Origin of the sequence: Nocardiopsis endophytica (assembly GCF_027706725.1) — a bacterium.
Taxonomy (GTDB): Bacteria; Actinomycetota; Actinomycetes; order Streptosporangiales; family Streptosporangiaceae; genus Nocardiopsis_A; species Nocardiopsis_A endophytica.
The window spans coordinates 51,706-77,364 of record NZ_JAQFWQ010000023.1; the positions used below are offsets into that span (position 1 = coordinate 51,706).

Annotated in this window: 24 protein-coding genes; 4 read left to right on the plus strand and 20 right to left on the minus strand. The window is 71.8% G+C overall.

Annotation, left to right across the window (positions count from 1 at the left end):
* Positions 1 to 5: 5 nt before the first annotated feature.
* Positions 6 to 1,427: a C2 family cysteine protease gene (locus O4J56_RS10515; protein ID WP_270685534.1), complete on the minus strand. Its 1,422-nt coding sequence runs from the start codon at positions 1,425 to 1,427 to the stop codon at positions 6 to 8.
* A 201-nt stretch (positions 1,428 to 1,628) separates the two neighbouring features.
* On the opposite strand from O4J56_RS10515, the gene O4J56_RS10520 reads away from it, so the two are divergent.
* Entirely contained in the window at positions 1,629 to 2,009 is a 381-nt protein-coding gene (locus O4J56_RS10520; RefSeq protein ID WP_270685535.1) for a hypothetical protein, read from the plus strand.
* Positions 2,010 to 2,016: 7 nt separating this feature from the next.
* Here O4J56_RS10520 and O4J56_RS10525 read toward each other — a convergent pair whose 3' ends face one another.
* The 8 genes from O4J56_RS10525 to O4J56_RS10560 all read right to left on the minus strand — a co-directional run bounded on the left by O4J56_RS10525 (position 2,017) and on the right by O4J56_RS10560 (position 9,835).
* Complete coding sequence (locus tag O4J56_RS10525; protein ID WP_270685536.1) at positions 2,017 to 2,478, minus strand: hypothetical protein; 462 nt, start codon at positions 2,476 to 2,478, stop codon at positions 2,017 to 2,019.
* On the minus strand, positions 2,478 to 3,779 hold the full coding sequence (locus O4J56_RS10530) for a hypothetical protein (protein WP_270685537.1): 1,302 nt from the start codon (positions 3,777 to 3,779) through the stop codon (positions 2,478 to 2,480). Before O4J56_RS10530 ends, O4J56_RS10525 begins: the two co-directional genes overlap by 1 nt.
* Positions 3,780 to 3,904: 125 nt before the next feature.
* Positions 3,905 to 4,462: a hypothetical protein gene (locus tag O4J56_RS10535; protein WP_270685538.1), complete on the minus strand. Its 558-nt coding sequence runs from the start codon at positions 4,460 to 4,462 to the stop codon at positions 3,905 to 3,907.
* Between the two features lie 409 nt (positions 4,463 to 4,871).
* Positions 4,872 to 5,636, minus strand: coding sequence for a hypothetical protein (locus tag O4J56_RS10540; protein WP_270685539.1), 765 nt, complete (start codon positions 5,634 to 5,636; stop codon positions 4,872 to 4,874).
* 25 nt (positions 5,637 to 5,661) lie between these two features.
* Positions 5,662 to 6,120, minus strand: coding sequence for a hypothetical protein (locus tag O4J56_RS10545; protein WP_270685540.1), 459 nt, complete (start codon positions 6,118 to 6,120; stop codon positions 5,662 to 5,664).
* 63 nt (positions 6,121 to 6,183) lie between these two features.
* Complete coding sequence (locus tag O4J56_RS10550; protein ID WP_270685541.1) at positions 6,184 to 7,806, minus strand: Hint domain-containing protein; 1,623 nt, start codon at positions 7,804 to 7,806, stop codon at positions 6,184 to 6,186.
* A gap of 228 nt (positions 7,807 to 8,034) precedes the next feature.
* Complete coding sequence (locus O4J56_RS10555) at positions 8,035 to 8,478, minus strand: hypothetical protein (protein WP_270685542.1); 444 nt, start codon at positions 8,476 to 8,478, stop codon at positions 8,035 to 8,037.
* A 40-nt stretch (positions 8,479 to 8,518) separates the two neighbouring features.
* On the minus strand, positions 8,519 to 9,835 hold the full coding sequence (locus O4J56_RS10560) for a C2 family cysteine protease (protein WP_270685543.1): 1,317 nt from the start codon (positions 9,833 to 9,835) through the stop codon (positions 8,519 to 8,521).
* A 179-nt stretch (positions 9,836 to 10,014) separates the two neighbouring features.
* Between O4J56_RS10560 and O4J56_RS10565 the strand changes: the two genes are divergently transcribed.
* The gene (locus tag O4J56_RS10565; protein ID WP_270685544.1) at positions 10,015 to 10,560 is read left to right on the plus strand and encodes a hypothetical protein; all 546 of its coding nucleotides are present in this window, start codon (positions 10,015 to 10,017) and stop codon (positions 10,558 to 10,560) included.
* 48 nt (positions 10,561 to 10,608) lie between these two features.
* Here O4J56_RS10565 and O4J56_RS10570 read toward each other — a convergent pair whose 3' ends face one another.
* From O4J56_RS10570 to O4J56_RS10580, 3 genes are read right to left on the minus strand one after another with little or no spacing between them, the layout of a single operon-like run.
* On the minus strand, positions 10,609 to 11,586 hold the full coding sequence (locus O4J56_RS10570; protein WP_270685545.1) for an FKBP-type peptidyl-prolyl cis-trans isomerase: 978 nt from the start codon (positions 11,584 to 11,586) through the stop codon (positions 10,609 to 10,611).
* An 11-nt stretch (positions 11,587 to 11,597) separates the two neighbouring features.
* Positions 11,598 to 12,077: a hypothetical protein gene (locus O4J56_RS10575; protein ID WP_270685546.1), complete on the minus strand. Its 480-nt coding sequence runs from the start codon at positions 12,075 to 12,077 to the stop codon at positions 11,598 to 11,600.
* Positions 12,078 to 12,082: 5 nt separating this feature from the next.
* Positions 12,083 to 13,255 carry a hypothetical protein gene (locus O4J56_RS10580; protein ID WP_270685547.1) on the minus strand — a complete coding sequence of 391 codons (1,173 nt, stop codon included), beginning with the start codon at positions 13,253 to 13,255 and terminating at the stop codon, positions 12,083 to 12,085.
* 672 nt (positions 13,256 to 13,927) lie between these two features.
* On the opposite strand from O4J56_RS10580, the gene O4J56_RS10585 reads away from it, so the two are divergent.
* Entirely contained in the window at positions 13,928 to 15,295 is a 1,368-nt protein-coding gene (locus tag O4J56_RS10585) for an alpha/beta hydrolase (protein ID WP_270685548.1), read from the plus strand.
* A gap of 61 nt (positions 15,296 to 15,356) precedes the next feature.
* Positions 15,357 to 15,803, plus strand: coding sequence for a hypothetical protein (locus tag O4J56_RS10590; RefSeq protein WP_270685549.1), 447 nt, complete (start codon positions 15,357 to 15,359; stop codon positions 15,801 to 15,803).
* A gap of 358 nt (positions 15,804 to 16,161) precedes the next feature.
* On the opposite strand, the gene O4J56_RS10595 is transcribed toward O4J56_RS10590, so the two are convergent.
* The 8 genes from O4J56_RS10595 to O4J56_RS10630 form a co-directional block, all read right to left on the minus strand.
* Positions 16,162 to 16,899 (minus strand): TetR/AcrR family transcriptional regulator, encoded by a 738-nt coding sequence (locus O4J56_RS10595; RefSeq protein ID WP_270685550.1) that lies wholly within the window; start codon positions 16,897 to 16,899, stop codon positions 16,162 to 16,164.
* A gap of 138 nt (positions 16,900 to 17,037) precedes the next feature.
* Entirely contained in the window at positions 17,038 to 17,406 is a 369-nt protein-coding gene (locus O4J56_RS10600; RefSeq protein ID WP_270685551.1) for a hypothetical protein, read from the minus strand.
* Between the two features lie 169 nt (positions 17,407 to 17,575).
* Positions 17,576 to 18,727: a cytochrome d ubiquinol oxidase subunit II gene (locus O4J56_RS10605; RefSeq protein ID WP_270685552.1), complete on the minus strand. Its 1,152-nt coding sequence runs from the start codon at positions 18,725 to 18,727 to the stop codon at positions 17,576 to 17,578.
* A gap of 27 nt (positions 18,728 to 18,754) precedes the next feature.
* Positions 18,755 to 20,008, minus strand: coding sequence for a cytochrome ubiquinol oxidase subunit I (locus O4J56_RS10610; protein ID WP_270685553.1), 1,254 nt, complete (start codon positions 20,006 to 20,008; stop codon positions 18,755 to 18,757).
* Between the two features lie 920 nt (positions 20,009 to 20,928).
* Positions 20,929 to 21,597, minus strand: a complete 669-nt coding sequence (locus O4J56_RS10615) for a response regulator (protein ID WP_270685554.1) — start codon at positions 21,595 to 21,597, stop codon at positions 20,929 to 20,931.
* A complete protein-coding gene (locus O4J56_RS10620) occupies positions 21,594 to 22,811 on the minus strand; it encodes a sensor histidine kinase (protein WP_270685555.1) in 1,218 nt (405 codons plus the stop codon). The genes O4J56_RS10615 and O4J56_RS10620 overlap by 4 nt, the downstream gene beginning before the upstream one ends.
* 117 nt (positions 22,812 to 22,928) lie before the next feature.
* Entirely contained in the window at positions 22,929 to 23,885 is a 957-nt protein-coding gene (locus O4J56_RS10625; RefSeq protein ID WP_270685556.1) for a DMT family transporter, read from the minus strand.
* Positions 23,886 to 24,151: 266 nt separating this feature from the next.
* A complete protein-coding gene (locus O4J56_RS10630; RefSeq protein ID WP_270685557.1) occupies positions 24,152 to 24,982 on the minus strand; it encodes a spermidine synthase in 831 nt (276 codons plus the stop codon).
* Positions 24,983 to 25,659: the final 677 nt, after the last annotated feature.

Sequence of the window (25,659 nt, forward strand, 5' to 3'; positions counted from 1 at the left end):
CGGGTTCATCCGAGGTCCGCCGCGTGCAGGGCGGCGAAGTTCTCGTTGATCTGGTCGATGTCCAGCACGATGTCGTCGGTGTGCGAGCCCCACGGGTTCCGCACCGTGACGGTCCCGGCCTCCCGGTCCACGTCCGAGACGAAGTAGACGTGAGCGGAGACGAGCGTATCGTTCGCGTCGTCGACGAGATCGGCGCCCTCTCCGTCGAGCGGGGTGGACAGGGTGATCGACTCGCCGTTCTCGAACTTGTCCGCCAGGCCGTCCATCGTGACGTCCTCCCACGGGGGGAGCCAGTCGTCGGGGGCGTAGTCCGTCGCGCCGCCGCCGAAGGCGGTCATCGCCGCTCCGGGGTGCCAGTTCTCCAGCCGGGAGTAGTCCCCGCCCTTCATCTGCGCGTACGCCTTCTCCACGATGGCCGGCCAGATGACGGGCGGATCCTCGTTGGAGGAGGCGAACTCCGGGTTGCCCGCGGCGTCCACGGGCAGGTCCGGGGTGACCGTGATCGACTCCTGCCCCGGGAACGTCACGGTGTAGGTGCCGTTGACGTTCTCCTTGATCATGTCCTCGATCGCGCCGGGGTCCTGGGCGGCCATCGCCCCCATGGTCGCCATCAGCCAGCAGTCGCCCAGCGACCCCTGCCTGATGTGCTCCCACTGCACGGGGTCCTGGTCGCCGGAGCCGAACAGCGTGTAGTCGTCCAGCTCCTCGTACTCCAGTGAGGAGGGGGAGTTCCCGGCCGCCGCGTCCCCCTGCACGTCGTCGAACTCGGGCTCGGTGAAGAAGTAGGCGTCGGACTCGTCGAGCTTGCGGAGGGTGTCGAGGTGGGCGGTGCGCCGCACGCTCTCCAGCCAGTCGAAGTACTCCTGCTCCATCGGCATCGGCCCGCTCTCGAAGAGCCGGTACAGGTCCTCCTCGGACATGTCCCTGACGACGCCACCGAACTCCTCGGGGCTCAGGTCCTGGAAGACGTCCCACGCGCAGGCCGACACGTACCACGGGACCTCGTCCTCGGGGCTCCAGTTGGACAGGCACTCGTCCAACTCCTCGACGGCCGCGTCGACCGCCTCGGGGTCGGCGTTGTCCGGATCGGCCCCTTGGGACTCGGGGGCGGGCGGGCCGGCGGGGTGGCCCGGGGGCGGCGCGGGGTCGTAGCCGGAGTCGGAATCCGACCCGGAGTCGGAGGAGCCGCCTCCCTCGTCGGGGGCGGCCTGGTTCCAGTACTGCGGTTCGTCCCCGCTCTCGTCGGCCGGTGCGCCGTCGGAGCCGGGGGCGCCGATGCGTTCCAGCCCGGTCTCGAAGAGGGAGGCCACCCGGGCGGGGACGCCCAGCCCGAAGACGCCGACGACGACCGCCGAGACGAGCAGGATGACCGCGCCGTACTCCAAGAAGGACGCGCCGCGGTCGCCGTGTTTCCGTGGGGGGATCACGCGGAACCACCTGTGGGTTCAGAACCGCCGACCCGCGGCGGTGGTGGGGGGAGCAGATCGAGAAAACGCTATCCGCCGCCGCACACCGTTCCTAGGGCCCCGGGGCCCAAGTGCATTCCGTGACGTTCCGATCGCGGCCGAACACGGAAGAAGATGAAAATGTGAGGCGTCAATCGACCATTTCACGCCAGGATGGCGTTCATGTTCGCATTGGCATTGGTCCTGGAGAAGGAGCTCTCGCCTGAAGGGGCCGCCCGGTTGCGGGGGCTGGCGTTGGAGCGGACCGGCGTCGAACCCGTCGAGCGGCCGGTCCGGGTCGGCACCTTGTGGAAACTCCCTCTCGGCGAGGATCCTCGGCCGGATCCGTTGTTCCAGCGTCTCCTGCGGCTCGGCGACGACGGTGCGCGGCTGGTCGCGGATCTGGCGTCGGGGGACACGGTCCTGTCCCTCGTGCAGGAGATCGACGATCCCGACGACGGGATGCAGAAGGGCATCCACCTTCCCTGGGAGGTCGCGGCGTGGGCCGCGGCGGCGGGCGCGTCGGTGGACATCGACCAGTACATCGACGTCGAACCGGAGTAGGGCGGGCTCAGGCCTGTGGGTCCTCCTGCCATTCCGCGTGGAGGTCGGTGCAGGCGATGGTCACCCGCCCCCACCGGAACGCGATCTCGTGGGTGCAGCCCTCGGCGGCGGGGAGGACCTCGTCGAGCATCACGTCGCCCAGCCCGACCAGTCCGTCCCCGTCGTCGCTGTCGACGGTGAAGGCCTCGGCCCCTGTGTAGGTGAGCGTGAGCCCAGCGTCGTGCTTGAAGGGGTTGGGGGCGAACCGGAGGCGCAGTGGTGCGTCGTCGCCGAGAGGCAGGTCCACCCGCGCGAGCTTCAGGTCCTTGACGCACCGGCGCGAGTAGTAGTTGTAGTGGCCGGCCTCGGACGCGAACGCCCTCGCGCCTTCGGGAAGGTCCGGCACCAGCTCAGGGAGCCGTTCCAGGTACACCTGGGGGTTGCTCCAGTACGAGCCGTCACCCGTCCTGTAGGCCTCCACGTACTTCACTAGCAGCCTCCCCCAAGGCGGTTGCGCTTCCAGTCGTCGCCCTTGACGCTGTCGCCTTCCTTAAGCCGCCCGGTCTTGCGCATGGTATCGACGGCGATCCCCTTCAGACGGTTCTCGACCGCGTCCGGCACATCCGGGACGCCCCTGTGGCGGTGCTTATTGAACCACCCATTGCTGCCGTAGACGCCGACCTCCTTGCCCTTGTAGTAGACGTGGATCTCGAAGTCGACGTTCTTCCCCATCGGGAAGGTGTCCCTGCGGGCCGTCCAGTCCCCGCCGAGGAGGTTGATGTTGTCCTGGAGGTCCTTCTTGACCGGGATGACGACGTCGGGCTCGCCGGTGTAGAAGCCGTCCTCGATGCCCGTTGCCGGGCCCGTGGCGGCACCGGGGCCCGTTCCCGTGAGGGCGCCGTCGGTCCCGAGGGGCCTGAGGACCGGACCGCCGTCCACGACCGCGCCAGAGGCCGGGGTCCACACGAACCCCCGGCTGGGGACCGGGCAGGTGCGCGTCACCTTGTTGTCGTCCGCGCGCTTCTTGACGTCGTCGACGGCCTGGCGGGCGTCGTCCAGCCGCGACTTCGCGGCCGACTTGGCCTTCTTGCTCTTGCGGTAGCGCTGCCAGAGGTTGTAGATCTTCTTGCTGTTCTTGCCCAGCTTGTACAGCTTTCCGATGGCGGTGAAGCCCAGGACCGAGCTCAGGCAGGCGATGATGTCGCCCTCGGTGAGGCACTTCTTGGCATCGGTGTAGCCGACGATGTCCAGGAGGATCTCCATCAGGAGGTCGTAGGCGTCGTCGGACTCGGCCGCGTCCATCTCGGCCTCGGCCGCGGTCAGCTCCTCGTAGGCGTCGAGGAGGGCCTCCCCGTCCTTCTGGGAGTAGACCTCGACGGTCTTGCCCTCCTCCTCGGACTCCTCGTCTCCCGCGTCCTCGTCCTCGGCGCCGTCGGCGTCCTCGCCGTCCTCGTTCTCCTCCGTGCCGTCGCCGGAGTCCTCGTCCTCACCTGCTCCGTCACCATCCTCGGCGCCGTCCTGACCGCCGCCGGAGCCGTCGCCGCCCTGGCCGTCGTCGGGCGGAGCCGCGGAGGTCCCGCAGTCGTCCCTGTCAGGGTCGATGGCGCACAGGGCGTTGATGTAGAGCTCTTGTGTGCGGGTCGGCAGGCCGAACGCCATCACCGCGGTCACGATCGTGGCGACCAGCAGGAACAGCGCCCCGTACTCGATCTTGAAGCCGCCCTGTTCACCCCTCCAGACCCAGCGCACTCCCCGCCCCTCCCTCTGGTCGCCCCCGTCCACCACCGCCATTGCGGCGGTGATGGGGTGACGGTAGAGCGAGGTGTTACCGGGCGGTAAGAGTCCGTGGGCCCCGATCTGGGCCCAAATGGTGTGCTATGGGGTTATCGCCGGGCTCGGGTGCGGTTCGGGAGCCCTCACTTCTGTTCCATGCCGCCGATCGCGGACTGGACCTGTTCCCACATGTCCGACACCACCGGGATCTCCGGTCCTCCCGCCGACTCGGCCTCCGGGTCGAAGCACGGGGAGCTCGCGCTGATGGACAGCTCGTCCTCGTCGGTGGAGCTGCTGACGGCCATGCGGAAGCCGTCGTCGTTGCGGAACAGGACGTACATCTCCTCGGGGCGCATGTCCTCCTGGAGCGTGTACCCCCGGTTGCCCCAATGGTCGACCAGGGCCTCGGCCGCCTCGGCCTCCTTCTCCTCGGTGCCGACGGGGACCTGGTAGCTCTTGGAGACCTGCTGCTCATCGGTCTTGCAGGGGTCGCTCACGGCCGGCAGGAGCGCCTCCTCGTCCATGGCCGAGTCCCCGGGCAGGGCACGGACCGCCGAGGCGATGTACTGCGAGGTGCGCTCCTCGGCGCGCTCCTCGGTCAGCACTCCCTCAGGCTCGGGCGCCGCGTAGTAGTAGATGCCGGCGGCCGCTCCCACGACCACCAATACGGTGATGCAACCGGCGCCCCTCATTCTTCCCATTTCCGGGATCCTCCGAATCCGCTCCTGCCGGGCACCCTGCCCGCGTGCGCACGCCGCACCGCCTCGACCGCAGAGCGCGATGGACCCGTACCCCGAAAAGGGGTGGGCCCACGGCACACGGCCGAGGGGAGCGGCGCGGTCACGCCGACGGATCGCCGACGAAGAGCGGGGAAGGCGCCGATCCCGGCGGCAGGGGGACGCGAACGGACGCGGACCCCTGACCTCCGGCTATTTCAGTACTCGTACCTTCGAGGCTAGGCATCGGCGGAGCAGGCCAAGAAGACCCAACCGGTCCCAAATCGGACCCGTGGATTTGGGTCCCATTAGGCCCGCTCCACCGGTTTGACGTGCGAGTTCCCACCTCAAGGGAGGGGTCGGGAAGGGGAGGGCCCAGTGCAGGGCCCTCCCGTCACAGGGTGATCTCCTCGAAGTCCGCCAAGGCGGATGCGCAATGGACTCCGAGCCGGTCCCCGGTCGATTCGAAAACGAAATCGAAGCGATATCCGTCCCCGTCGGCCCGTCCGCGGATCTCGTCGATGAACGCCTCCCCGTGGAGCCGCCCGCCGTCGGAGAGTAGGCGCAGGTCCGATACCTCCTGCAGGATGAGCAGGTGGGGGACGAGGTCGGCGTCCGGGTCGTCGTCCCCGGGCTCGACCAGCAGGGACAGCGATGCCCGCTTGGAGGGCAGGTCCAGGTGGACCGACTCGAACCGACCGCCCCACAAGCCGGTCAGGGCTCCGGGGAGCGGGTCCGGCGCGCCGCCGGGGGCCGGGTCCGCGGCCGCCGGGTCGCGGGGCAGCACCGCCACGCCGTCCAGGGTGACCTCCGCGGCGTCGATCACCAGCTGGTTGTCGTCGTCGTTCAGCCAGACGGACACCCGGTGGCGGCCGGCGACCCGCTCCGCGTAGATCTCGGCCGCCTCGACCCGCAGCCACGGCCCCTCCACGGAGTCGAACCAGCGGAAGGACGACACATCGTGGAAGACGACCTGGTGGGCGCTGACCTCCGCCCCGGCGGGACGGGACCCGTCCACGACCACGATCGACAGCGTCACCCGGCGGGCCAGCACATCGACCCCGACCGATTCCAGCTGCCCCGCCCAGACGCCTCCCAGTACCTCGGTCGCCTCAGCGGCCCGGAACGGCCGGTCGGACCGGCACGGGTGCGCGGCCATGGCCGTCGGCTCCTTCCTGGAGCGGTCAGTTCCGCAGGTCGGCCAGCTGCCGGGTCTCGACGGTGTACGCCCCCGGGAGGATGCGCTCCATCTCCGAGAAGAAGACCTCGGCGGCTTCGGCGAGTGCCGCCGTGAACTCCGCCTCGGCGACATCGGCGGTGCGCACATCCGATGCGTCGACCTTGACGGTGACGAGGAGGCGCCCCGGAGCGGTCCGTTGGAACACGAGCTCGATGGGTTGGTCGGGGAAGTAGGTCCGGACCCGGCGCTCTGAGCGCAGGTCCGACAGCATCGTCAGGATGTAGGCCCAGAGCTGGTCGACGTAGTCCCACAGCGCGGTGTCGAGGAGAACGGTGCCGTCGACCGCGAGGTCGATCGCGCCCTCGACATAGTCCGGGTCCTCGACTCCGCCCTGCCACCGGTCCAGCGGGATGAACGCCCCGTCGGAGGACTTGAGGAATGACGCGATTTCGATCCGGTGCATGCTCTTCCTAGGAGTCCGAGGACGCCCCGGGGCCGGGAGCGGCTCCGGGGCGCGGGGCCTCGGTCAGTACTTCGGGTAGATCTGGCCGACCCGGCCGTTGTTGATGCCGACGACGTACCGTTCGCCGTCGATCACGGCCTCGATCTGGTACTTGCCGTTCGTGCCCTTCTCGACGAGGGTATCGCGGTTCTTCTTCATGACCTGCTCGGCGATGTCGGCGATCTCGTTGGGAGTCAGGTCCTCCTTGAAGAAGGTCTGGTTCTGCTTCTTGGAGCCGTCCCAGTACTTGGGGTGGTGGCGCTTCAGGGCGTGCTTGATGCCGGACTTGTCGATGAGGAACTCGCCGTTGCCGAACCGCGGCTTCTTCGACTTGAAGTCCTGGAGGGCGTCGTCGACCTTGCCCGGGGGCGCCGCCTGGTCGGGCTCGCGCGGGTCCTTAGGCGCGTTGTTCGGGTTGCACGCCGGCGGCGGGTCCTTGGGCCCTTCGTTGTGGACGAGGAGGCCGATTCCGCCGGCCTCCTGGGTTCCGGTCCGCACGTAGTAGGTGTGCAGACCCGCGACGGTGAGGTTGTAGACCGGGTCACCGGAGGTCTCCTCGGCGTCGGCGGAGGTGACCTCCGCCCAGTCGCCCTCGGGTGTGCGCAGGCGGTCGCCCGGGGCGAGTTCGTCCGCCGCGGCCCACCGCGCGTCCTCGGGGAGCCAGAACAGGTGCCCGGCGGTGGCGGAGAGGCCGCCGCTGCGCCCGTCGGCCAGGCGCACGCCGATGTCGACCAGGGACCCGTCGCCGTCGCCGGTGATCAGGTCCGTGACCTCGCGGGGTCCTTCCCGACCGGTCACCGGGTCGAAGGCCAGGACCTCGTCCCCGGCGTCGATGTCCTCGATCTCCAGCAGCGACCCGTCGCCCATGACGACGAGGGTTCCGGCCGCGAAGCTGTTCTTCTTGTCACCGCTGGCGAGCTCGCAGGCCTCGAACGCGTCGTCGCGGTCCTTCTTCTTGTCCTTGACCTTGCCGCGTGCCTTGTCGACGAGTTTCTTGGCGGCGTCGCGGGCCTTCTTGGCCTTGCGGAAGCGGTTCCAGAGCTTGAGGATCTTGCCGGAGTTCTTGATGAGCTTGAGGCCCTTGCCCCAGGGGCTGAGTCCGACGATGGTGGTCAGGCAGGCGATGATGTCGCCTTCGGTGATGCACTTCTTGGCGTCGGTCCAGCCGACGATGTCGGCGACGACCTCGATGAGGGCGTCGTAGACCTCGTCGTATCCGGCGTCTTCGAGCTGCTGCTCGGCGTCGGCCAGCTCCTGCTCGGCATCGGAGAGATCGCCTTCGGCGTCCTCAAGGGCCCCGGCGAGCTCGGGGTCGTAGACGCTGTCGGCCCCTTCCCCGCCTTCGCCCTCTTCTTCTCCGCCTTCGCCGTCCTCAGAGCCTTCCCCGTCGGAGCCCTCCCCGTCGGAGCCTTCGCCGTCCTGGTCGCCGTCGGCCTCGCCGCCGTCGCCGGTGCCGGGGCCTCCGCCGAAGGGTTCGCAGTCCTCGCGCTCGGGGTCGACGCGGCACAGGGCGGCGGTGTAGAACTCCTGGACCCGAGTCGGCATCCCGAATGCGAACACGGCCGTGACGATCGTCGCCACGAGCAGGAACAATGCCCCGTACTCGACCTTGAAGCCGCCGTGTTCGGCCCTCCACACCCAGCGCATTTCCCGTGTCCCCCTTGTGGCGTACGAGTCCGGCGTTCGGGGTGCCAAATGCCGGAGATTCGCAGGCTAGAGGCGGAAACAGCGCAGGGGACAGTGTCCCCGGGCCTAAATCACCGCTGGGCGGGCCCAACTCGGGGAGCCGGGGTCAGGGGGTGCCGGACACACCGGGTGCGCCTGGGACGCGAGAACGGTGTTGTCCCAGGCGCACCCCGCCGGGCCGCGTGCGGACTACTCGGGAGGGGAGACCGTGAGCTCCACGGCCCCCGCTCCTCCCACGCCCTCATGGTCCTCGGGAGCGTTCTCCACCTTGTCGAAGGTGATGGTGTAGCCGTTGTCGAGCTCCACCGAGTCGCCCTCGGCCGCGGTCACCTTCTCCTCCTCGGTGATCTCTGGGCCCTCGACCACGGTCAGGCGGGCCTCGCCGTCGGTGACCCGGGAAAGGGAGAGCGTCAGGTCGCTGGAGCGGTCGATGGACCCCTGCGACAGGCGCAGGGTGCGCTCCTCACCGCTCGGCGACGGCGACGCCTCCATGGTGCGCAGCTCGGGCGGGCTGTTCTCGTCCAAAGCGGGTTCCTCTCCGTTCTGGCCGCACGCGGCGGCGAACGCCAACAGGGCCGCGCAGCCGACGGAGACCCACGCGATGGAGGCCCCACGGGCGTGCTGTCGTCGCATCCGTCGTCTCCTGTCCTCGAACACCGTCGCGATCCGTCCTCTAGTCAAGGGAGCCGACCTCGACGGTCTGCAGCTTCTCACGGAACTCGTCCATGGTCAGCGTCGCGTGCTGGTGGCCCCAGGGGTTGTACAGGGTCACCTTGCCGTCCTTGATCTCCTTGACCACGTAGGCGTGGTTGCCGGCCAGAGTGTCGCCGCTCTCCAGCTCGTAGTGGGAGTCCTTCTTGTCCCCGGGCGTGGTGACGGTGATGGGAGCGCCGTCGTCCATCGTCGAGGAGAGCAGCTCCTCGGTGGCCAGCCACATCGGGATCTCGCCCGCGTCCTCGCCGGTGACGGTCTCCATGGCGTCCTTGGGCCACCCGCCCTCGATCTCGCCGTAGCTGCCCTCCTTCATGGCGTAGGCCTTCTCGAGGATGGCCGGCCACAGCACCCCCTCGCTGCCGGGGTCGGAGAAGGCGGCGGAGTTGTTGGAGTTGACGACCAGGTCGGGCGTGACCGTCACCTGTGAGCCGTCGCCGAAGGTGACCGTGTAGGTGCCGTTGCCGTTCTCCTGGATCATGTCCTTGATGACGCTCGGGTCCTGGTCGGCGATGGCGCCGATCCCGGCCAGCCACCAGCAGTCGCCCAGGGCTCCCTGGTTGAGGTCGTCGGAGCTGATGTCACCGTCGCCCCAGAGCGACCCGTTCGGTACCTCGCCCCAGGCCAGGTCGGTCCGGCGCCCGTCCTGGGTATTGGCGCTGTCGCCCTCCACGTCGTCGAAGGTCGGGTCGATCCCGGTGCGGTCGATGCCCCGCAGGTGCCGCAGGGTCTCCAGGTCGGCCCGGGTCATGACGATCTCGTGGACGCCGTCGAGGCTGAGGAGCTCGCGGATCTCGTCGTCGCTGAGGGACCACAGCAGCGCCCGGATCTCCTCGGAGGTCATCCCCTCCAGCACGTCGGAGGGGTGCCGGGTGCAGTCGAAGACGCAGAAGTTGTCCCAGAAGCCCTGGTCCAGGTACTCGCGGACCTCGTCGATCTCGTCCTGGGCGTCCTCGAAGGCGTCCTCGCCGGGGCGCCCGGTGTCGTTCGGATCTGCGGGGTCGATCTTCGTGCCCCCGCCGATGTTGCCGCGGGTGTCGGGGGCGGTGCGCTCCTCGCACTCCCCGTCCGAGGAGGCGGCCTGGGTCACCTCGCACACGCCGTTGCGGACCCAGTCGGCGATGCGCCCGTCCAGCCCGGTGGCGAAGACGGCGGTGGTGATACCGGCGATCAGCAGGACGACGGCGCCGTACTGGGCGAAGCTCGCGCCGCGGTCCCGGTCCGCAGGGTGCGGGCGGAGCCGCCTGAACAAGCGGGAGAGATGGGGGATCAGCCTCATGGGGAAGGGCCGCCTTCGCGTGTTCCTCTGGTCGGTGGTCCCGGCCGTCGCCGGGACGCGCTGGTGCGCGATACCGAACAGACCTTAGGGAGCCCCCACCTCGGGCGTCGTGAGCCCGGGGGCCCATCTGCGGGCCCACACAGGGGTGATGAGCCTTCCGGAATCGGAGGAGAGATACGTTGAAGCGCCTTGCAGCAGGTGCCGTCGCGGGAGTCACGGCACTGGCCCTGAGCGGCTGTAGCGAGTCGATGGAGTGGGAACCCGGCGGCGGGGACGGCCCGGCCCCCTCGCCTTCGCCGATCGACGCCGACACGGACGAGCTCCAGGCCGCCTTCGAGGAGCAGAGCGGCCTCGTCGTCCCCGACAACGCCTCGGACATGGAGATCGAGGCGCAGATGCTGGAGGGGGACCGTCCCGAGTACACGCTCCGGTTCGTCACCACCCGCGGTGGGGCCGAGGTCGTCTGCGACGCGGACAATTTCGGTGTCTACGCCGCGCAGGAGGCCCCGGGTGACGAGGAGCGCGAGGTGTTCGATTACCAGGAGAGCGACGAGGAGATCGGCGACGCCGTCAGGTGCGAAGGGAGCAACCCGAAGCAGCCCCGGGTGCAGCGCCTTGTGTCCGTGGTCTTCCCTGAGGACGGGTTCAAGGAGGGGCCGGACGCGCCCGACGGTGAGGACGTCGCCGTCGTCTACGCGCACAGCATCCTGTGGCTGCGGCGGTGACCACTCCTGCCGGGGGATCCGGGCGGTCCGGCTCCCCCGACGGGACGGTCACGAGGGCGGGATGACGTCCAGCACGTCGATGACGTAGACCAGGGTGCGGTCCGGGGCGACGTCCACGGCCGAGTTCCCCTCCGACCCGTAGGCCAGGTCCGGCGGGACCGTCAGCAGCACGCGGCTCCCGGCCCTGACGCCTTCCAGCCCCTGGCGCCACCCTTCGATCACCGAGGCCCGGTCCAGCGTGAAGTGCGCGGGGGTCGCCCCGTACTCCCACGTCGAATCGAACTCCGTGCCCTCCTCCCAGGTGACGCCGCGGTACTGGGTGACGACGGAGGCACCCGCCTCGGCGGGCTCGCCGTCGCCCTCGATGAGGACGGTCGTCGTCGGCTCGTCCGGGGCGGAGTCCCGGGGGACGGTGATCTGCGGTCGGCGGCCCTGCACGACGTGGACGTCGGGCAGTTCCCCGTCCCCGTCGAACCGCATCTCCTCGTCCTCCTGGTCCACGACCTCCCCCGCGGGGTAGCGGTCCAGGACGTCGTAGACGACGAGCGTCGAGGCGCCGCCGTCCTCGCGCTCGATCTCCCGCTCCTGGGCCACCGGCGGGTGGGAGGGGGGATAGGCCAGGGCCAGGCGCGCGCCGACGGCCGCGTCGTCGAGCGCCTCCACCGCTTCGGGAACCGTGTCCGACAGGGACGGCAGCGGCAGGAACAGGGGATCGCCTCCGTAGCTGGAGTACGCCTCCTGGGCGGTGCCGTCCGACCGCCACTCGTAGACCGCCTGGTGCGAGACGACCAGGTCGTTGCCGGTCACCTCGTCGCCGGTGCCCTCAGTGACCACGAGGCGCTCCACCCCGTCGAAGCCGGGGGCCTCGGAGAAGTCGACGGACGGGACCTCGCCGACCTCCCCGGAGATCGCGGGGAAGGCGGCGGCGCCGGACGAGCAGGCGGCGGAGGCCGCGAGGACGGCGGAGAAGGCGGCGAACGAGCGCGCCGCCCTCCAGGGCCGCGTGCCGGGGGAGCCGGGGGACATGTGCGCCACCTCTACCGCCCGAACTCTTCGGCCACGGCCCAGACGGAGACCCGTCCGTCCTCAGGGAAGCTGAACACGACACTGCGGTCGACGTTCTCGCCGGACCTCATGGACGAGCACCCGCGGGGGTCGGTCAGTTCGGCGTCGCCGATGAGCAGGCGCTCACGCTCCTCCTCCGGCACGTCGTCGGGGAAGGGGAGGTAGTTGCCGATGTCCCCGCTCGCGCAGAAGTCCGCGGCCTCCTCCTCCGAGGGCAGGGTGAACGTGGCGACATAGGACCGCAGGCCGCTCTCTTCGACGGAGGAGACGACCTCGACGGACTCCGCGGACTCCGGGATCTCGGCCCCGGAGAGGTCCTCGAAGTCGCCCGGCTCGGCCGCGGAAGGGCTCGGCGACGGGGAGGCGTCCTCTGACGGAGCGCCGCCGGTGCCGCAGCCTGCGAGCACGGCGGCCGCGAGTCCGAACAGGACGGGGGACAGGTGTCGCAGCATCAGGGTCACCGATCCGTTCCGGGGCCGTTCGCCGTGTCGGGGACGAGCCCGTCCTCCTCGGTGTAGGTCCCGCCGCGGGTGACCACATCCGAGGTGCCGTACATGAGGAATTCCTGCGCCAGACCGGCCTCGGCGAGCCGGGCGAGCTCCGCGTCCGGGGTGATCCCGATGAAGGGGACCGGTGCGGTCAGCCCTGGGTGCCAGTCGTACTGGTCTCTCATGTGAATCTCTGTCTCGATCTGGTAGGACCAGGTCCCGTCCTCGGCCTGGGCCACGGTGACCTGGCCGGTCTGACTGTAGTCCCAGGACCCTGAGGCCAGGTACCAGTCGTTGCCGTCCTCGTCCTGGCTGCCCCGGTGCCCTGACCAGTCGGTGTTGACGGGGAAGGTGTATGGGCCCTCTCCGCCCTCCGCCAGGGCCTGGTCGATGGCCTCCTGTACCAGCCGGTCCTGCTGGAGTTCGACCGCCTCGGAGAACCGGTCGACCGAGTCCAGCATGTCGTTGACGTCCTGCTCGTGCGGCTCTCCGGAGTTCCCCAGGTAGTGCGCCATGTTCGAGGCCGCGTTGCCCAGGCCCATCCGGGCGAGGAAGGCGCGGCGCTCCCAGACGGCGTGGAGGTCCTCGTCGTCCTCCGTGGGCTCGTCCGAGCCCCACTCGGTCTCCGGCGCCGGCGGCGTCCACTCGGGCGGGTGCAGCTCCCCGTCGACGGACGTGCCCTCGGAGAGTGGGCCCAGACCGTTGTCGGGGAGGTCGTCCGGGTCGGTGCCGGCGGTGCCGTTCTCCGTGTGCTCGGTCTCGTAGGGGGTGAAGTCGTCGCCCCGTCCGCCGTCTCCGTCGTCGGCGACGGTCTGGACGGACGCGTCGTTCGCGGCGTCGTAGGAGGCGTAGGTGGGTGTGACGCCGTTCCCGGCGTCGGGCTGGTAGATGAGCGGCTGGGCCTGGTAGGCCTCAGGGTCGTCGGACGCGGCGGGTGATTCGGGCCAGTCCCCGCCTCCTTCGGGTGACGAGGTCTCGTCGGATCCTCCCTGGGAGTCCGGGCCGCTCTGAGAAGGGGACGCGTCGCCCTCCGTATCGTCCAGGCAGTCCCCGCCGGTGACGGCGCAGATGCCGCTGTCGATGAGTCCGGCGGTCCGGTCCGGCATGCCCACCAGGAACACCGCACCGGCGACGGCCGCCACCAGCAGGAGGACGCCGCCGTACTCGGCGGTCGAGGCGCCCGAGTCGGGCCGGCGGCGGGCACGGTGGGCGGCCGGTCCTCGGTCCTTTTCGGCGGGGTCCGTTCCAAGGGGATCGGAAGCGCGGGCACGTGCGCGATGTCTGCACTGGTCAGGGCGCATGACGACTCTTCAGTTCGGTGATGGGGGAGGAATCGCCCCCGCAGCCGGGTCCAGGGACACGGCGGCGGGGAATGGCGATTCAGAACGGGACTATACAGGGCCCAGAGGCCCAAGTTGATCTTGGCCGGGCCCAATCGCGTCCCATCGGCGCGGAGGAATGCCCTCGAATGTGTTTCCCACCTGGAGACCTGAGAGTGAACTGAGAGAACCGTAAATCCTGCCCTGTGCGGCGCCCCCTTCCTTCCGGTCCGGCCCGATGCACGGCAGAGCCCGTCCGGTGCCGGGAGAAGGCGAGTCCCAGGCCGACGCGTTCACGATTGGGTCCGTAGGCCCTGGTGGTCGAAATCCGCCGCCCATTACTCTTCGGAGGGCCGGGATCACTCCGGCGCACCGAAGAGAAGGCACCGCGCGTTTCACTCCTTCGAACGCCACTGCCGCGGTATCCGCGGCGGGGGTCTCCCCTCCCGTTCCCCAGTGTTCGACAAGAGGAATGAGGAATGCATGCTTCGACCCATGCCGAAGGGCGATCGGGGCGCTTCCTTCATCGAATACGGGGCGACGGTCCTCCTTGTGGCCGGAATCATCGGCGCGGTCCTTCTCGCGGACGTCCCCGCCCGCGTGGAGGGCCTGATCTCCCACGGCGTGGAGTGCGTCGCCGAACCCCGCACCGAGGCATGCGAAGGCGGCGGGGGCGGCTCCGACGACGGCACCGGAGGGCCCCGGAGCGCCGACCCGCCGACCGGGGAGAGCGCTCCCCAGGACTCCGGTGAACCGTCAGGCACCGAAGAGCAGACGCCTACGCAGGTGCAGCCGGTGGCCTTCGACCGGCTCGACGACTGGTTCGGCGACTGGTTCGGGGGCGACGACGGGCCGGACCTCGCTCCCGATCCCGAGACCGAGCCCGACCGGGTGCACGACTGGTGGGAGGGCCTGAGCCGGGCGGAACGCGAAGAGGTGATGGATGAGGAGCCCCAGCACATCCGCAACCTGGACGGCGTCCCCGCCGACGTCCGCGACGAGCTCAACCGGGAGTTCCTCGACGAGGAGATCGAGCGGATGCTGAAAGAGGAGGGGGTGAACGCGGACGAGGTCCTCGACTACGACCTCGACCAGGTCCAGGACGGCGCCCCCGGGGCCCCGAGCCTGGAGCTCTGGGAGATGGCCAAACTGCAGCGGACCGTGAACCAGGAGGGCTCCGACCACCACATCCTGGCCCTGGACCCGGAGGAGGGGCGCTCGATCGTCTCCGCGGGCGACCCCGACACCGAGGACAACGTCGCCACCCTGGTGCCGGGGACCGGGACCGAGTGGACGGCCATCAACGGCCAGCTGGGCCGGGCGGAGAACATCCGGAACGCGGCCGCCCGGTTCGACGAGGAGGCCGATCACGCGGTGGTCTCCTGGATCGGCTACGACACCCCGAACTACGTCCAAGCGCCGTGGGGAGGCAAGGCCGACGACGGCAAGGACGACCTCCAGGACTTCCAGTACGGTCTCCGTGTCACCCATGAAGGCGACGCGTCGAACAACACGCTCATCGGCCACAGCTACGGTTCCGTGGTCGTCGGGCACGCCGCGCGGCACGACTCCGGGGTCGACGTCGACAACATCATCCTCGTGGGCAGTCCCGGGGTGGGCGGACCCGTCGAGGACATGAACTTCGGCGGCGACATCGAGGACATCCATATAGCGATGTCGGACGAGGACTGGATCAATAAGAGTCCGCTGAAGGGGTTCCATGACTACGACGGCCTGGACCACCCCGACGTGTCGCGGATCAGGACCGGGGACGATACTGGGCACAGTGACTACTTCAGGCGGGAGAACGGGCGGGACAGCCTTGAGCTGCGCCAGTTCGGACGGATCGTTGCGGGCGGATGAGGCGCGCGCGGAAGCCGCCGCCCCCTCCGGCGGCCGGTGGCCGGCGCGGGCGCTCTGCGCCGTGGCCGCGGTGCTCCTGACCGCCGCCTGCGCCGGCGGCGGTCAGGACGAGGAACCGGAGAGCCCACTGGACGAGGCGGAGGCGGGCGAGCGCGTGGCCGCGCACATCGAGGACGCGGTCGCGGCGCTGCCCGGCGACGTGGAGCTGGAGGAGGTGGGCAACGGCCGCGTCAGCGCGGCGTGCGACACCGATCCCCTCATCACGGTGAACGAGGCGTACTTCCTGCGCGGCCTGCCCGAGGAGGACAACGAGGAGAACGTGGACCTGCTGGTCGAGCACTGGGAGGCGAGCGGGTTCACGGTGACGGACGACCTGCGCCCGGACGACGTCTTCGTGTCGGTCGTCAACGACGAGGACGGGTTCACGATGTCGGTCGCGATGAGCAAGCAGGGAAGCCTGTCGATCGACGCCACGTCCCCGTGCATCCACCCGTCCGGAACGGACTGACCCGAGCTCCCGACCCCCATGTTGATCTCGGGAAAAACGCCCCTACCGGGCCGGTTTTAGCGTCCTTTTCCCCGAGATCATCGAGGGGGCGGCGGTGCGGGGGCGCACTGGTGTTGATCTCGGGGAAGTCGGGCTTATCGTGTCCGGTTTAACCCCGAGTTCCCCGAGATCAACGACGAGCGCACCCGCCTGTCCGCGCGGGCTCTGAGCGCCGCCCGAGAAGGTTCACGGCCGGGGAGGATCCGTGATCGTGGTCCGTCAGGGGGCGCTGGTCGTGACCGTGTTCGGGGGCGAGGGTCGCCTGCCGTAGGGCGGGGCGCCGGCCGATGCCGCGAGGGGGTGGTCCGACCCCCGTCCCTCAGCCTCCGGCCGGGGCGGGCTGGGAGTCGCGGCGGCCGACGCTGATCCCGTCGAACAGGACCGTCATGAAGTGCTCCGCCAGCTCGCCGGTGCCCAGGGTCCCCTCCGGGCGGTACCAGCGCACCGCCACCCAGATGGTGTCGCGGATCATCCGGTAGGTCAGCTTCGGGTCGATGTCGTGGCGGAACGCCCCTCCTCGCTGGCCCTCGCGGATCACGCCGACCCAGATGTCCTGGATCTCGCGCTCGGTCTCGGCCAGGTAGCCGAAGCGCGGGAACTGCTGCAGGTAGTTCCAGTCGTTCTGGACCACCGTGATGGCCGCCCGGTGCGGCTCCAGCGACCGGTAGGCCTCCTGGATCAGGCGGGAGAGCACCTCCCGCGGCCCGCCGCCCGCCTCCACGGCCGCACGGTAGCGGCCCAGCAGGTCGTCGAGGTAGGAGGAGAGCACCTCGTCCACGATCGACTCCTTGGAGTCGAAGTGGTGGTAGAGGCTGCCGGAGAGGATCCCCGCCTCGTCGGCGATCTCCCGCACGGTGGTGGCCTGGAAGCCCTTGCGGGCGAACAGGTCGGCGGCCAGCCGCACCAGGTTGCCGCGCCGCTCCGAGGCGGCCGCGGAGGAGGAGCGCCGGCCGCGCCCGCGCCCGCGGGGCGCGCCGCCGGTCACCGGGGAGGTGGCGTCGTCTGTGGCGTCGTCGGTGGTGGAGGCGCCCGAGGCGTCTCGGCTGCGGGTGTTCACGCCCCCATTATGCTGCCGCTGTCCAATCGCTTGCTCGTTCCGCCGCGGGCCGTCGCGCCGCGCGCCGCCCTGCTCGGACGAGCCGCGCCCCACGCGCCGTCGCGCCCGAACGCGCCAGGGCGTCCGGGGCCGTCCCGGTCAGCCGAGCAGCTCGGCCATCTCCCGGATGGTCGGACAGGGCCAGCGGAGCATGCAGCAGCGGCACCGCTGCACCGCCGGGGCCTGTGCGCTGCTGATCCCGCCGCCGTCGCGCGGGCGGTGCAGGGACAGCAGGTTCAGGCACAGCCCGGCGAAGGCGGAGATCTCGTGGCGGGCGTTGGCGTAGAACGCCACGTCGTTGATGCGCAGCAGCCCGCTGTCGCAGCTCTGGCGGGGAACGCCGACGGTGTCGGGCCCCCAGGGCACCGCCCGGTCGGCGCGCTCGCGCACCCCTTCGATGTAGAGCCGGAGCCGCTCGTGCAGGTCGAGCTGGTCCTCCGCGGAAGCGAACAGATCGGAGATCGACATCGGACCCTTCCCCCCGGTCCCGCCTTGCGACCAAGCGTATTAGCAATGTCACAGAGTGTGGCAACAAAGCGAGGGGAAAACATCGTGCCGCGCCGGTCCACCGCACGGGCCGCCCCGGGGGCGTGGGGAGACCCGTGCTCCATGGTGGTCGGATGCGCGGTCCGCCCGGTCACGCTCCGTGGGATTCCCGCCCTTGGGGCCCACCAACCGCCGTCGGCCGGAACCGGCTGATCCCCGCCGGCCGTCCGGCGCCGGTCCGCGCGCCGCCGCCCACCCCGACGGCCGGGGCCGCCTGGGCGAAGAAGCCGGTCGCCGACGCGGGGCGGCGCAGCATCCGGTACAGCGCCACCTGGCCCACCACCATGAGCGGCACCACCGGGGCCAGCGCCACCGCCACCAGCGTCAGCACCGCCCCGGGCACCGGCTCCACCGGCAGCGCCGCGCCGACCCCCACCGCCGGGGCCATCACCCCCATCGCCAGGGCCGAGGCGTGCCGGGAGCGCCCCGGCCCCTCGGTCCCGGCGGTGGCCGCCAGCGCGACCGCGACCAGCGCGGCACCGGCGGCCGCGGCCAGCGGCAGGCCGCCGTCCAGGGTGCCCGGGAAGGCGCCCAGCAGCACCGCGACCGCCAGCACCGCCAGCCCGGCCCGCGCCAGCACCCGGGTCAGCCGGGCCGCCGCGTCCGCGCTCACGGCTGTCTGGGCGACCCGCGCCGCGGGGACGGTGCCGACCGAGCCGACCGAGCCGGCCGCGCCGCCCACAGCGTCCCCGCCGACCGGCCCGTCCGCGTCGTCGGCCTCCCGGCCCGGCGGTACCAGGCGCTCGGCGCCGAAGGCGGCCCCGCGCAGCAGGAACAGCACCACCACGAGGGCGGCGACCGCCGCCGCGAACGGGGACGCCAGCGTCCCGCCCGCCAGCAGCGCCCCGCCGACCAGGCCCCAGCACACCGCGATCGTCCAGCTCCCGCCGACGATCGCCGCGTCCCACAGCCCGTGCCAGGACGGCGCCTCCGCCCGGGCCCGGAACCACAGCCCGGCGTCGCGCAGCAGCCACCCGGCCAGCAGCGCCGAGAACACCGGCCACATTCCCGTGACCACGGCGGTCTTCAGCTCCGGGAACAGGCCCGCGACGACGCCGATCGCGCCGACCAGCCACACCTCGGTGCCCAGGAAGTAGGGGGCGGCGGCCGAGACGGCGCGCCGCCGCTCACCGCGGGTGCGGGCCAGGTAGGGCATCAGCATGCCCAGGCCGACGTCGCAGCCCGCGAGGACGAAGTAGCCCACCAGCAATGCGGTGAGGAACAGGACGGGGATGAGCTCCATCGGGGTCTCCAGCGTCGTCGTGGGGGGTCACAGGGTCCGGGCGGGCACCGGCTCCCCGCCCTCCCGGTCGGGTTCGGCGGGCGCGGGGGCGAGCGGACCGCCCTCGGGGCCGCGGCGGGCGAAGCGGACCAGCAGCCACAGGGTGACCGCGGCCAGGGCGGTGAAGGCGGCGGTGAAGAAGGCGAAGGACGCCACCGCCATGCCGGGCGTCAGGTCGGTCATGGCGTCCGCGGTGGTCAGGTGGTGGCGGACGACCCACGGCTGGCGCGCGGTCTCGCGGAACACCCACCCGCCGACGCTGGCGAGGTAGGGCAGGGCGGGCAGGCAGATCAGCATCCAGTGGAACCAGCGCCACCGGTCCAGCCGCCGGGCCAGCCACACCAGCGCCCCGATCCCGGCCACCATGGTGATCAGCAGCCAGGACGTCATCATGACCACGTCGCCGCCGATGGTGCCGGCCGCCTTCACCGCCGGGGACGCGCCCGCCTCGATCGCGGCGATCTCCTCGGCGGTGTAGGTGGTGCCGCTGGTGGGCGGGTCCTGTCCGACGTAGGGGAACTGGAGGCCGCCGAACGCCACCACCGGGAAGACCGCCACCAGCAGGATCGCGACCGCGTGCCGGACCCCGCGGTGGAACATGCGGTCGGGGTCGTGGCCCCGGCGCAGGTGGGAGGCGCTGACCGCGCCGACCACCGCGGCGCCGACGAGCAGAGCGGAGGTGGCCACGTGGGCGAAGGCCATCAGTGCCGACGGGTTGCCCAGCAGCGCCCAGGGGCTGTCCAGCACCGCCGTCCCGTCCTCGATGCGGAACCCGGCGGGCCACTTGAGGAACCCGTTGGCCACCAGCACCCAGTAGGCCGAGGCGTAGGCGGTCGCGGTCACCACCAGGAAGCACGTCCAGTGCGCCCACCGGCCCATCCGGTCCCAGCCGAAGATCCACAGGCCGAGGAAGGTGGACTCGATGAAGAACGCGCCCATCGTCTCCACCGCGAGCGGGGCGCCGAAGGCGTAGCCGAACATGTCGCTCAGCCCGCTCCAGTTCAGCGCCAGCTGCAGCTCCATGACCAGGCCGGAGAGCACGCCCATGGCGTAGTTGACGACGTAGAGGCCGCCCCAGAACCGGACGGCGCGCATGCGTGCCCCGTCGCCCTTGAGCACCGCCGTGAGCTGGTTGAAGAGGATGTAGGGGGCGAGGCCGAGGGTGAGCGCGACGAACATGTAGTGCGTCGCCGCCGTGAACGCGAACTGGAGCCGCGCCAGAGCCAGGGGGTCGTCGAGCATGCCGTGCGCCTTAACCGTCGGGGCCGAATCAGGAACGGTGACGATGGTGGGCCCACGGTCGGGCGCGGTGCATCGACCAGGGGAAGGCAATCCCACTACGGCGCCGGGCGTGGGGGAGGCGGGTCGGGTACTCCCCGGGGCGTAAGGGGGAGCCCGCTCCGCCCTTAGGGGTGTGGAGACGGGGGGCGTAGGCGGCGGTGCCGGTGCTGTGTCGGCGCTGGGCCGGAGGCGTGCCGAGGGACGGAGCGGGGCCCGGGTGTGCGGAGGGCGACCGACCGTCGGGTGGGGTGCTTTCCGCAGGTCAGGACAGCGCTGGGCGGGGAAGGAGTGGTGCGGGGGCGGGGGAGGGGTGGGCCATGCGGCCCCGTGCGGCCGGACTCGTCTTCCCCCGTCGTCCGGTCGCGCCGGCCACCGGCTCTGCCTAGGCGGTGCGGGTACCACCCTGCGGCCCTGTAGTGCTCGCCCATCCGCTGTGCGGTGTACGGCTGTGAGGTGTACGGCGCAGTACGGCCCGGAGCGGGCGAACCGTCGCAGACAGAGCCGCGCGGTCGTGTGTCCCTTGGAGCGGTGTCTTCTCCATCCGCCCAGGGCCGGTCGCGGTCGGCGAAAGTGACACCACTCGGCGAGGCGCCGTCACCGGGGGGAATGGCAGCACTCGGCGAAGCGTCGTCCGCCCTGCCCCGGGCCGTCCCTGCGATGAGCGAGCGCCGCGGCCAGGGGCCAGACAGGAGGAACGCCGGGCGCCTGGCCGCCGAGCGCCTGGTCCGCGACCGAACCCCGCCGAGGCCCTCGACGGGCGGGCTCCACGTCGCCACGACCGGCCGACACCGCCCCGGCGTCGAGAAGGAGGCCCGCCGCCGGGAGGGCGTGCGCCGGAAGGGACACGTGGCTATCAGGAGGTGCCCGACCGCCCCGCGGCGTCAGTCCAGCCAGCCCGGGGTCACAAGAGACGTCTCATAGGCGATCACGACCAGCTGCGCACGGTCCCGCACGCGGAGCTTCACCATCGCCCGACTGACGTGCGTCTTCGCCGTCGCCGGGCTCAGCACCAGCCGCTCGGCGATCTCCTCGTTCGACAACCCCGCCCCGACCAGGCCCAGCACCTCGCGCTCCCGCTCGGTCAGCTCGGCCAACCGCTCCGTCGGGGCCGACCGGCGCGCCGGCCGGGAGGCGTAGTCGGCGATCAGCCGCCGGGTCACCGTCGGCGACAGCAGCGCGTCCCCGCGCGCCACCACCCGCACGCCCTGCAGCAGCTCCTCGGGTTCGGTGTCCTTGACCAGGAAGCCGCTGGCGCCGGCCCGCAGCGCCTCGAAGATGTACTCGTCCAGGTCGAAGGTGGTCAGGATGATCACCTTGGTGGCGGTCAGCGCCGGGTCGGCCAGGATGCGCCCGGTGGCGGCCAGCCCGTCGGTGCCCGGCATGCGGATGTCCATCAGCACCACGTCCGGCCGTTCGGCGGCGGCCAGCCGCACGGCCTCCTCGCCGTCCGCGGCCTCCGCCACCACCTCGATGTCGGGCGCGCTGTTCAGCAGCGCCACGAAACCCGCCCGGACCAGGGACTGGTCGTCGGCCAGCAGCACCCGGATCACTCGCGCTCCCCTCCACCGCCCACACCGTCTGGGCCAGTATCCCCCGTGTCCTCCGCGGGCCGGTCCGGGAAGGCCGGGAGCCGGGCCCAGACCGCGAACCCGCGCTCCGCGCCCGGCCCGGCGCCGAACGCGCCGCCGAGCGCCTCGGCGCGCTCGCGCATCCCGGTCAGCCCGTTGCCGGGCCGGTGGCCGGGTGCGGGGCCGTGCCCGTCGTCGTGCACGCGCAGCTCCAGCGCGTCCGGCCGGTAGGCGACCTCCACCACCGCCCGCCGGGCGCCGCTGTGCCGGACCACGTTGGTCAGCGCCTCCTGGGTGATCCGGAAGGCGGCGGCCTCGGTGCCCGAGGGGAGGCGGCGGCGCGTGCCGCAGACCTCCAGCGTGACGCCGATCCCGGCGCCGCGGGTGTCCTCGACCAGGCGCTCCAGCCGGTCCAGGCCCGGTGTGGGGGAGCGGGGCGCCTCCTCGTCCACGGAGCGCAGCACGGCGAGGGTGGCGCGCAGGTCGCGCAGGGTCTCCTTGCTGGCGCGCTTGATGGTGGCCAGCGCCTGCGCGGCCCGCTCGGGCTCGGCCTCCATCAGGTACAGCGCCGTCCCGGCCTGCACGTTGATCAGCGAGATGCTGTGCGCGACGGTGTCGTGCACGTCGCGCGCCAGCCGAAGGCGCTCGTCGGCCGCGCGGCGCAGGATCTCCTCCTCGCGGCTGCGGGCGGCGTCGGCGCGGCGCTGCTCCTCCACCGCCTGGTACTCGCGGCGCCACCGCACCACCTCGGCGGTGCACATGATCACCAGGGTCCAGGCGAGGACGCCGAGCGCGGGCCCGAGGAGGAGCGGGGACCCGTAGCGCACAGACTCCCAGCCGTGCACGGCCAGCCACTGGACCAGCCCCAGGGACCACCCCTGCCAGCGGTACCCCTGGGCGACGAGGGTGAACAGCGCGACGGCGCCGCACACCAGCACGGGGCCGTCGGGGTAGCCCAGCGGGTAGTACAGCGTGGTGGCGGGGACGGTGGTGAACGCGACGGGCAGCGGGGCGCGGCGGCGCCAGAGCAGGGGGAGGACCGCCAGGCCCAGGAGTGCGTAGCCCAGCGGGTCCAGGCCCCGCTCGGAGGAGGGGTGGAAGTAGTCGAGCCCGACGGTGGCGACGAAGACGACGGCCGCGAGCACGGCGGTGATCACCGTGTCGACGGCCGCCGGGCGCCAGCGGGAGACGGTCATGCACCCCAACGTACGCAGCGCCCCGGGGGGCGGCGCGTCCTCCCGGAGGGGAGGATCCGGCCGGGGCGTGTACTCCCCGGGGAGTACACGCCCCGGCGGACCGGGGCCGGGCCCGGGTCAGCGCCGCAGACGCCGCCGCACCGCGTCCATGACCGGTTCGGCCGACATGGATACCGCCAGAAGCGCCGTGCCCACCAGCCCCGGCACCGTCATCCGCTCCCCGAGGAACAGCGCCGACAGCACGGCGGCGGTCATCGGCTCGGCCAGTGTGCCGACGGCGGCCCCCGCGTCCGAGGCCGACTGCAGGCCGCGGAAGTAGGCCAGGTAGGCGAGGACCGTGGGCACCAGGCCCAGGAAGGCCAGGAGGGCGAGCGTGTCCGGCCGGGCGGGGACGGCCATCCCCGCCGCCAGTCCCGCGGGCAGCAGGAGCAGGGACCCGGCGAGCATCCCCAGGCCGACGTTGACCAGCGGCGGCAGGCCCTCCACCGGGCGCCGGTTGACCAGCGTCATCATCGAGAACGCCAGGCCCGCCCCCAGGGCGCAGGCCAGCCCCGCGGCCAGGCGTGCGGGGGAGGCGTCGACCGAGGGGAACCCGGCCAGCAGCGCCAGCCCGGCGACGGCGGGCAGCACGGACACCGCGAGCCGGGCGCCGGGGCGGCGCCGGGCGAGCAGGCAGACGCCGACGGCGACGAACACCGGGACGCTGCCGATCTTCACGAGCGTCGCCAGCCCCACCGGGATGAGCGCGAGCGAGGCGAAGTACAGGAGCTGGAAGACGGCGTGCAGGACGGCGTTGGCGGCCAGCCGTACCGCGAACGCCCGGGAGCGCGGAAGGCGCCGCAGGGCACCGGTGGCGGCGAGGAAGGCCGAGATCAGAAGCCCGGCGATGAGCAGGCGGTAGGTGGCCACCGCCAGGGGAGCCACCCCGGCGGACTGCAGCAGGTGGCCGGCGGGGCCGCCCATGCCCCAGAGGACGCCGGCGGCGGCGAGCAGGGCGAGGCCGCGCCGGGCGGGGGCGGCGGACGAAGCGGAAGACGCGGCGCGCGCGGACGCGCCGGGAGAGGTGGAAGGCACGACGAGGACTCCTCCGTCGATGGGGATTCGGGCCGCATCACGGAGCGTCGGCGGTGTCCGTACCGCGGAGCCGCGGACGCCCCTGTCAGGCGTCCGGGGGAGGAGTGACGAAGAGAGTGGTCGGGTCGCCCATCGGTGTCCTCGCGTGGGTGGTGGTTCGGGGCCGACCCTAGCGCAGTCGGGGTGATCCGATGAATACCGGCCCTGCACTCCCTGTCCTGCGTCCCCGGTCCTGCGCTCCCGGCCCGGCCGGGGCCGGTGGTCCCTCAGCGCACGAAGGTGCCGCTCGGCGGGGCGGGGGAGTCCGCGGCGTCGGCGTCGTGGACGGGGCGGGCGCCGGAGACGAAGCGTTCCAGGTCCTCACCGTGCACGAGGCGGGCCATGTCCGGGTCGCGGTGGGCCCGCTGCGCCAGGTCGTCGGCGGGCAGCGGCCGGTCGGAGGCGACCAGGACGAGGTTGCCGAAGCGGCGCCCGCGCAGCACACCGGGCTCGGCCACCACACCGGCGTGCGCGAAGACCTCGGCCGCGGTGGCGAGCTGGCGGCGGGCGTGCAGCAGGCGGCCGCCGTCGGCGACGTTCACCGCGAAGACGCCGCCGGGGCGCAGCACCCGGGCGGCGTCGGTGAAGAACTCGACGGTGGTCAGGGCGGCGGGGGTGCGGGCCCCGGCGAAGACGTCGGACACGATCAGGTCGGCGCGGGCGTCCTGCCGCTCGGCGAGCCAGGTGCGGGCGTCGCCGATGCCGACCCGGATCCCCGATCGCCGGTCCAGGGGGAGGGTGGAGCGGACGGCGGCGACCAGGTCGGCGTCGATGTCGACGGCGCGCTGCCGCGACCCTGGGCGGGTGGCGGCGATGTAGCGGGCGAGGGTGAGTGCCCCGGCGCCGAGGTGGAAGGCGTCGATCGGCTGCCCGGCGGGGGCCAGGAGGTCGGCGACGTGCCCGAGGCGGCGGACGTACTCGAAGTCCAGGTGGGTGGGGTCGGAGAGGTCGACGTGCGACTGCGGTGTGCCGTCGACGACGAGCAGCCAGGAGTCCGGCCGGTCGGCGTCCCGGACCAGTTCGGTGTGCGTGCGAAGCCCGTCGGCGCCGGTCGACATGGTCCCCCGAGGTTCGTGTCCGTCCCCGCCGAGTACGGTCCGGCGGATTCACGGTGAAGCCTACGCAATCCCCGTCCTCCCCGTCCGCCGCCCGGCCGGGAGGCGTGATGGGGGTGGCACCATTGCGGGTTGCCGTTCCGTCCTCGCAGGGCAAGGGCGGCCGGTGCCCCGCTCCAGGCCGTCTGCCGGAAGCCGGGTCCGCGGAGCGCGGCGTGATGGGCGGCGACGGAGAGAGCGGGCCGGTTCCCGGGCCATGTCGGCCGGCCGTCTGGTCGCTGGTGATCAGGGAGGGCGGTGCGGCTGAGCAGGTACCCCGCTTGAGGGTCCCGGCCGGGCGGCGGGTCGACGGGGCGTGGGGTGGATGGCGGCGACGAGGCGAGGTCGGCGGCCCTTACGGCAGCGCTGTCGGGCGCGGCGCGTGTGCATGGTCACCGTCGTTGGCAGCGACGGCGGCAGGAGGGCGGTTCCCCGGCCCTGCCTGCCGGGCGGCGGGCCCCTCGTGGTCCGGATGGGGCGTGCGGCGGGCGGGGTTCGCGCCTTTCGTCGCTCGGGCCGTCCTCTGGGCCCGCCTGGCGAACCCTGGCAGGTTCGTGACCTGCACGAACACTCCGCGTTAAGGGTGGATGGTGTCCCGCTGGGTGGTGTAACTTCGCTCGGCTGATCTGACCTGGAAGCGT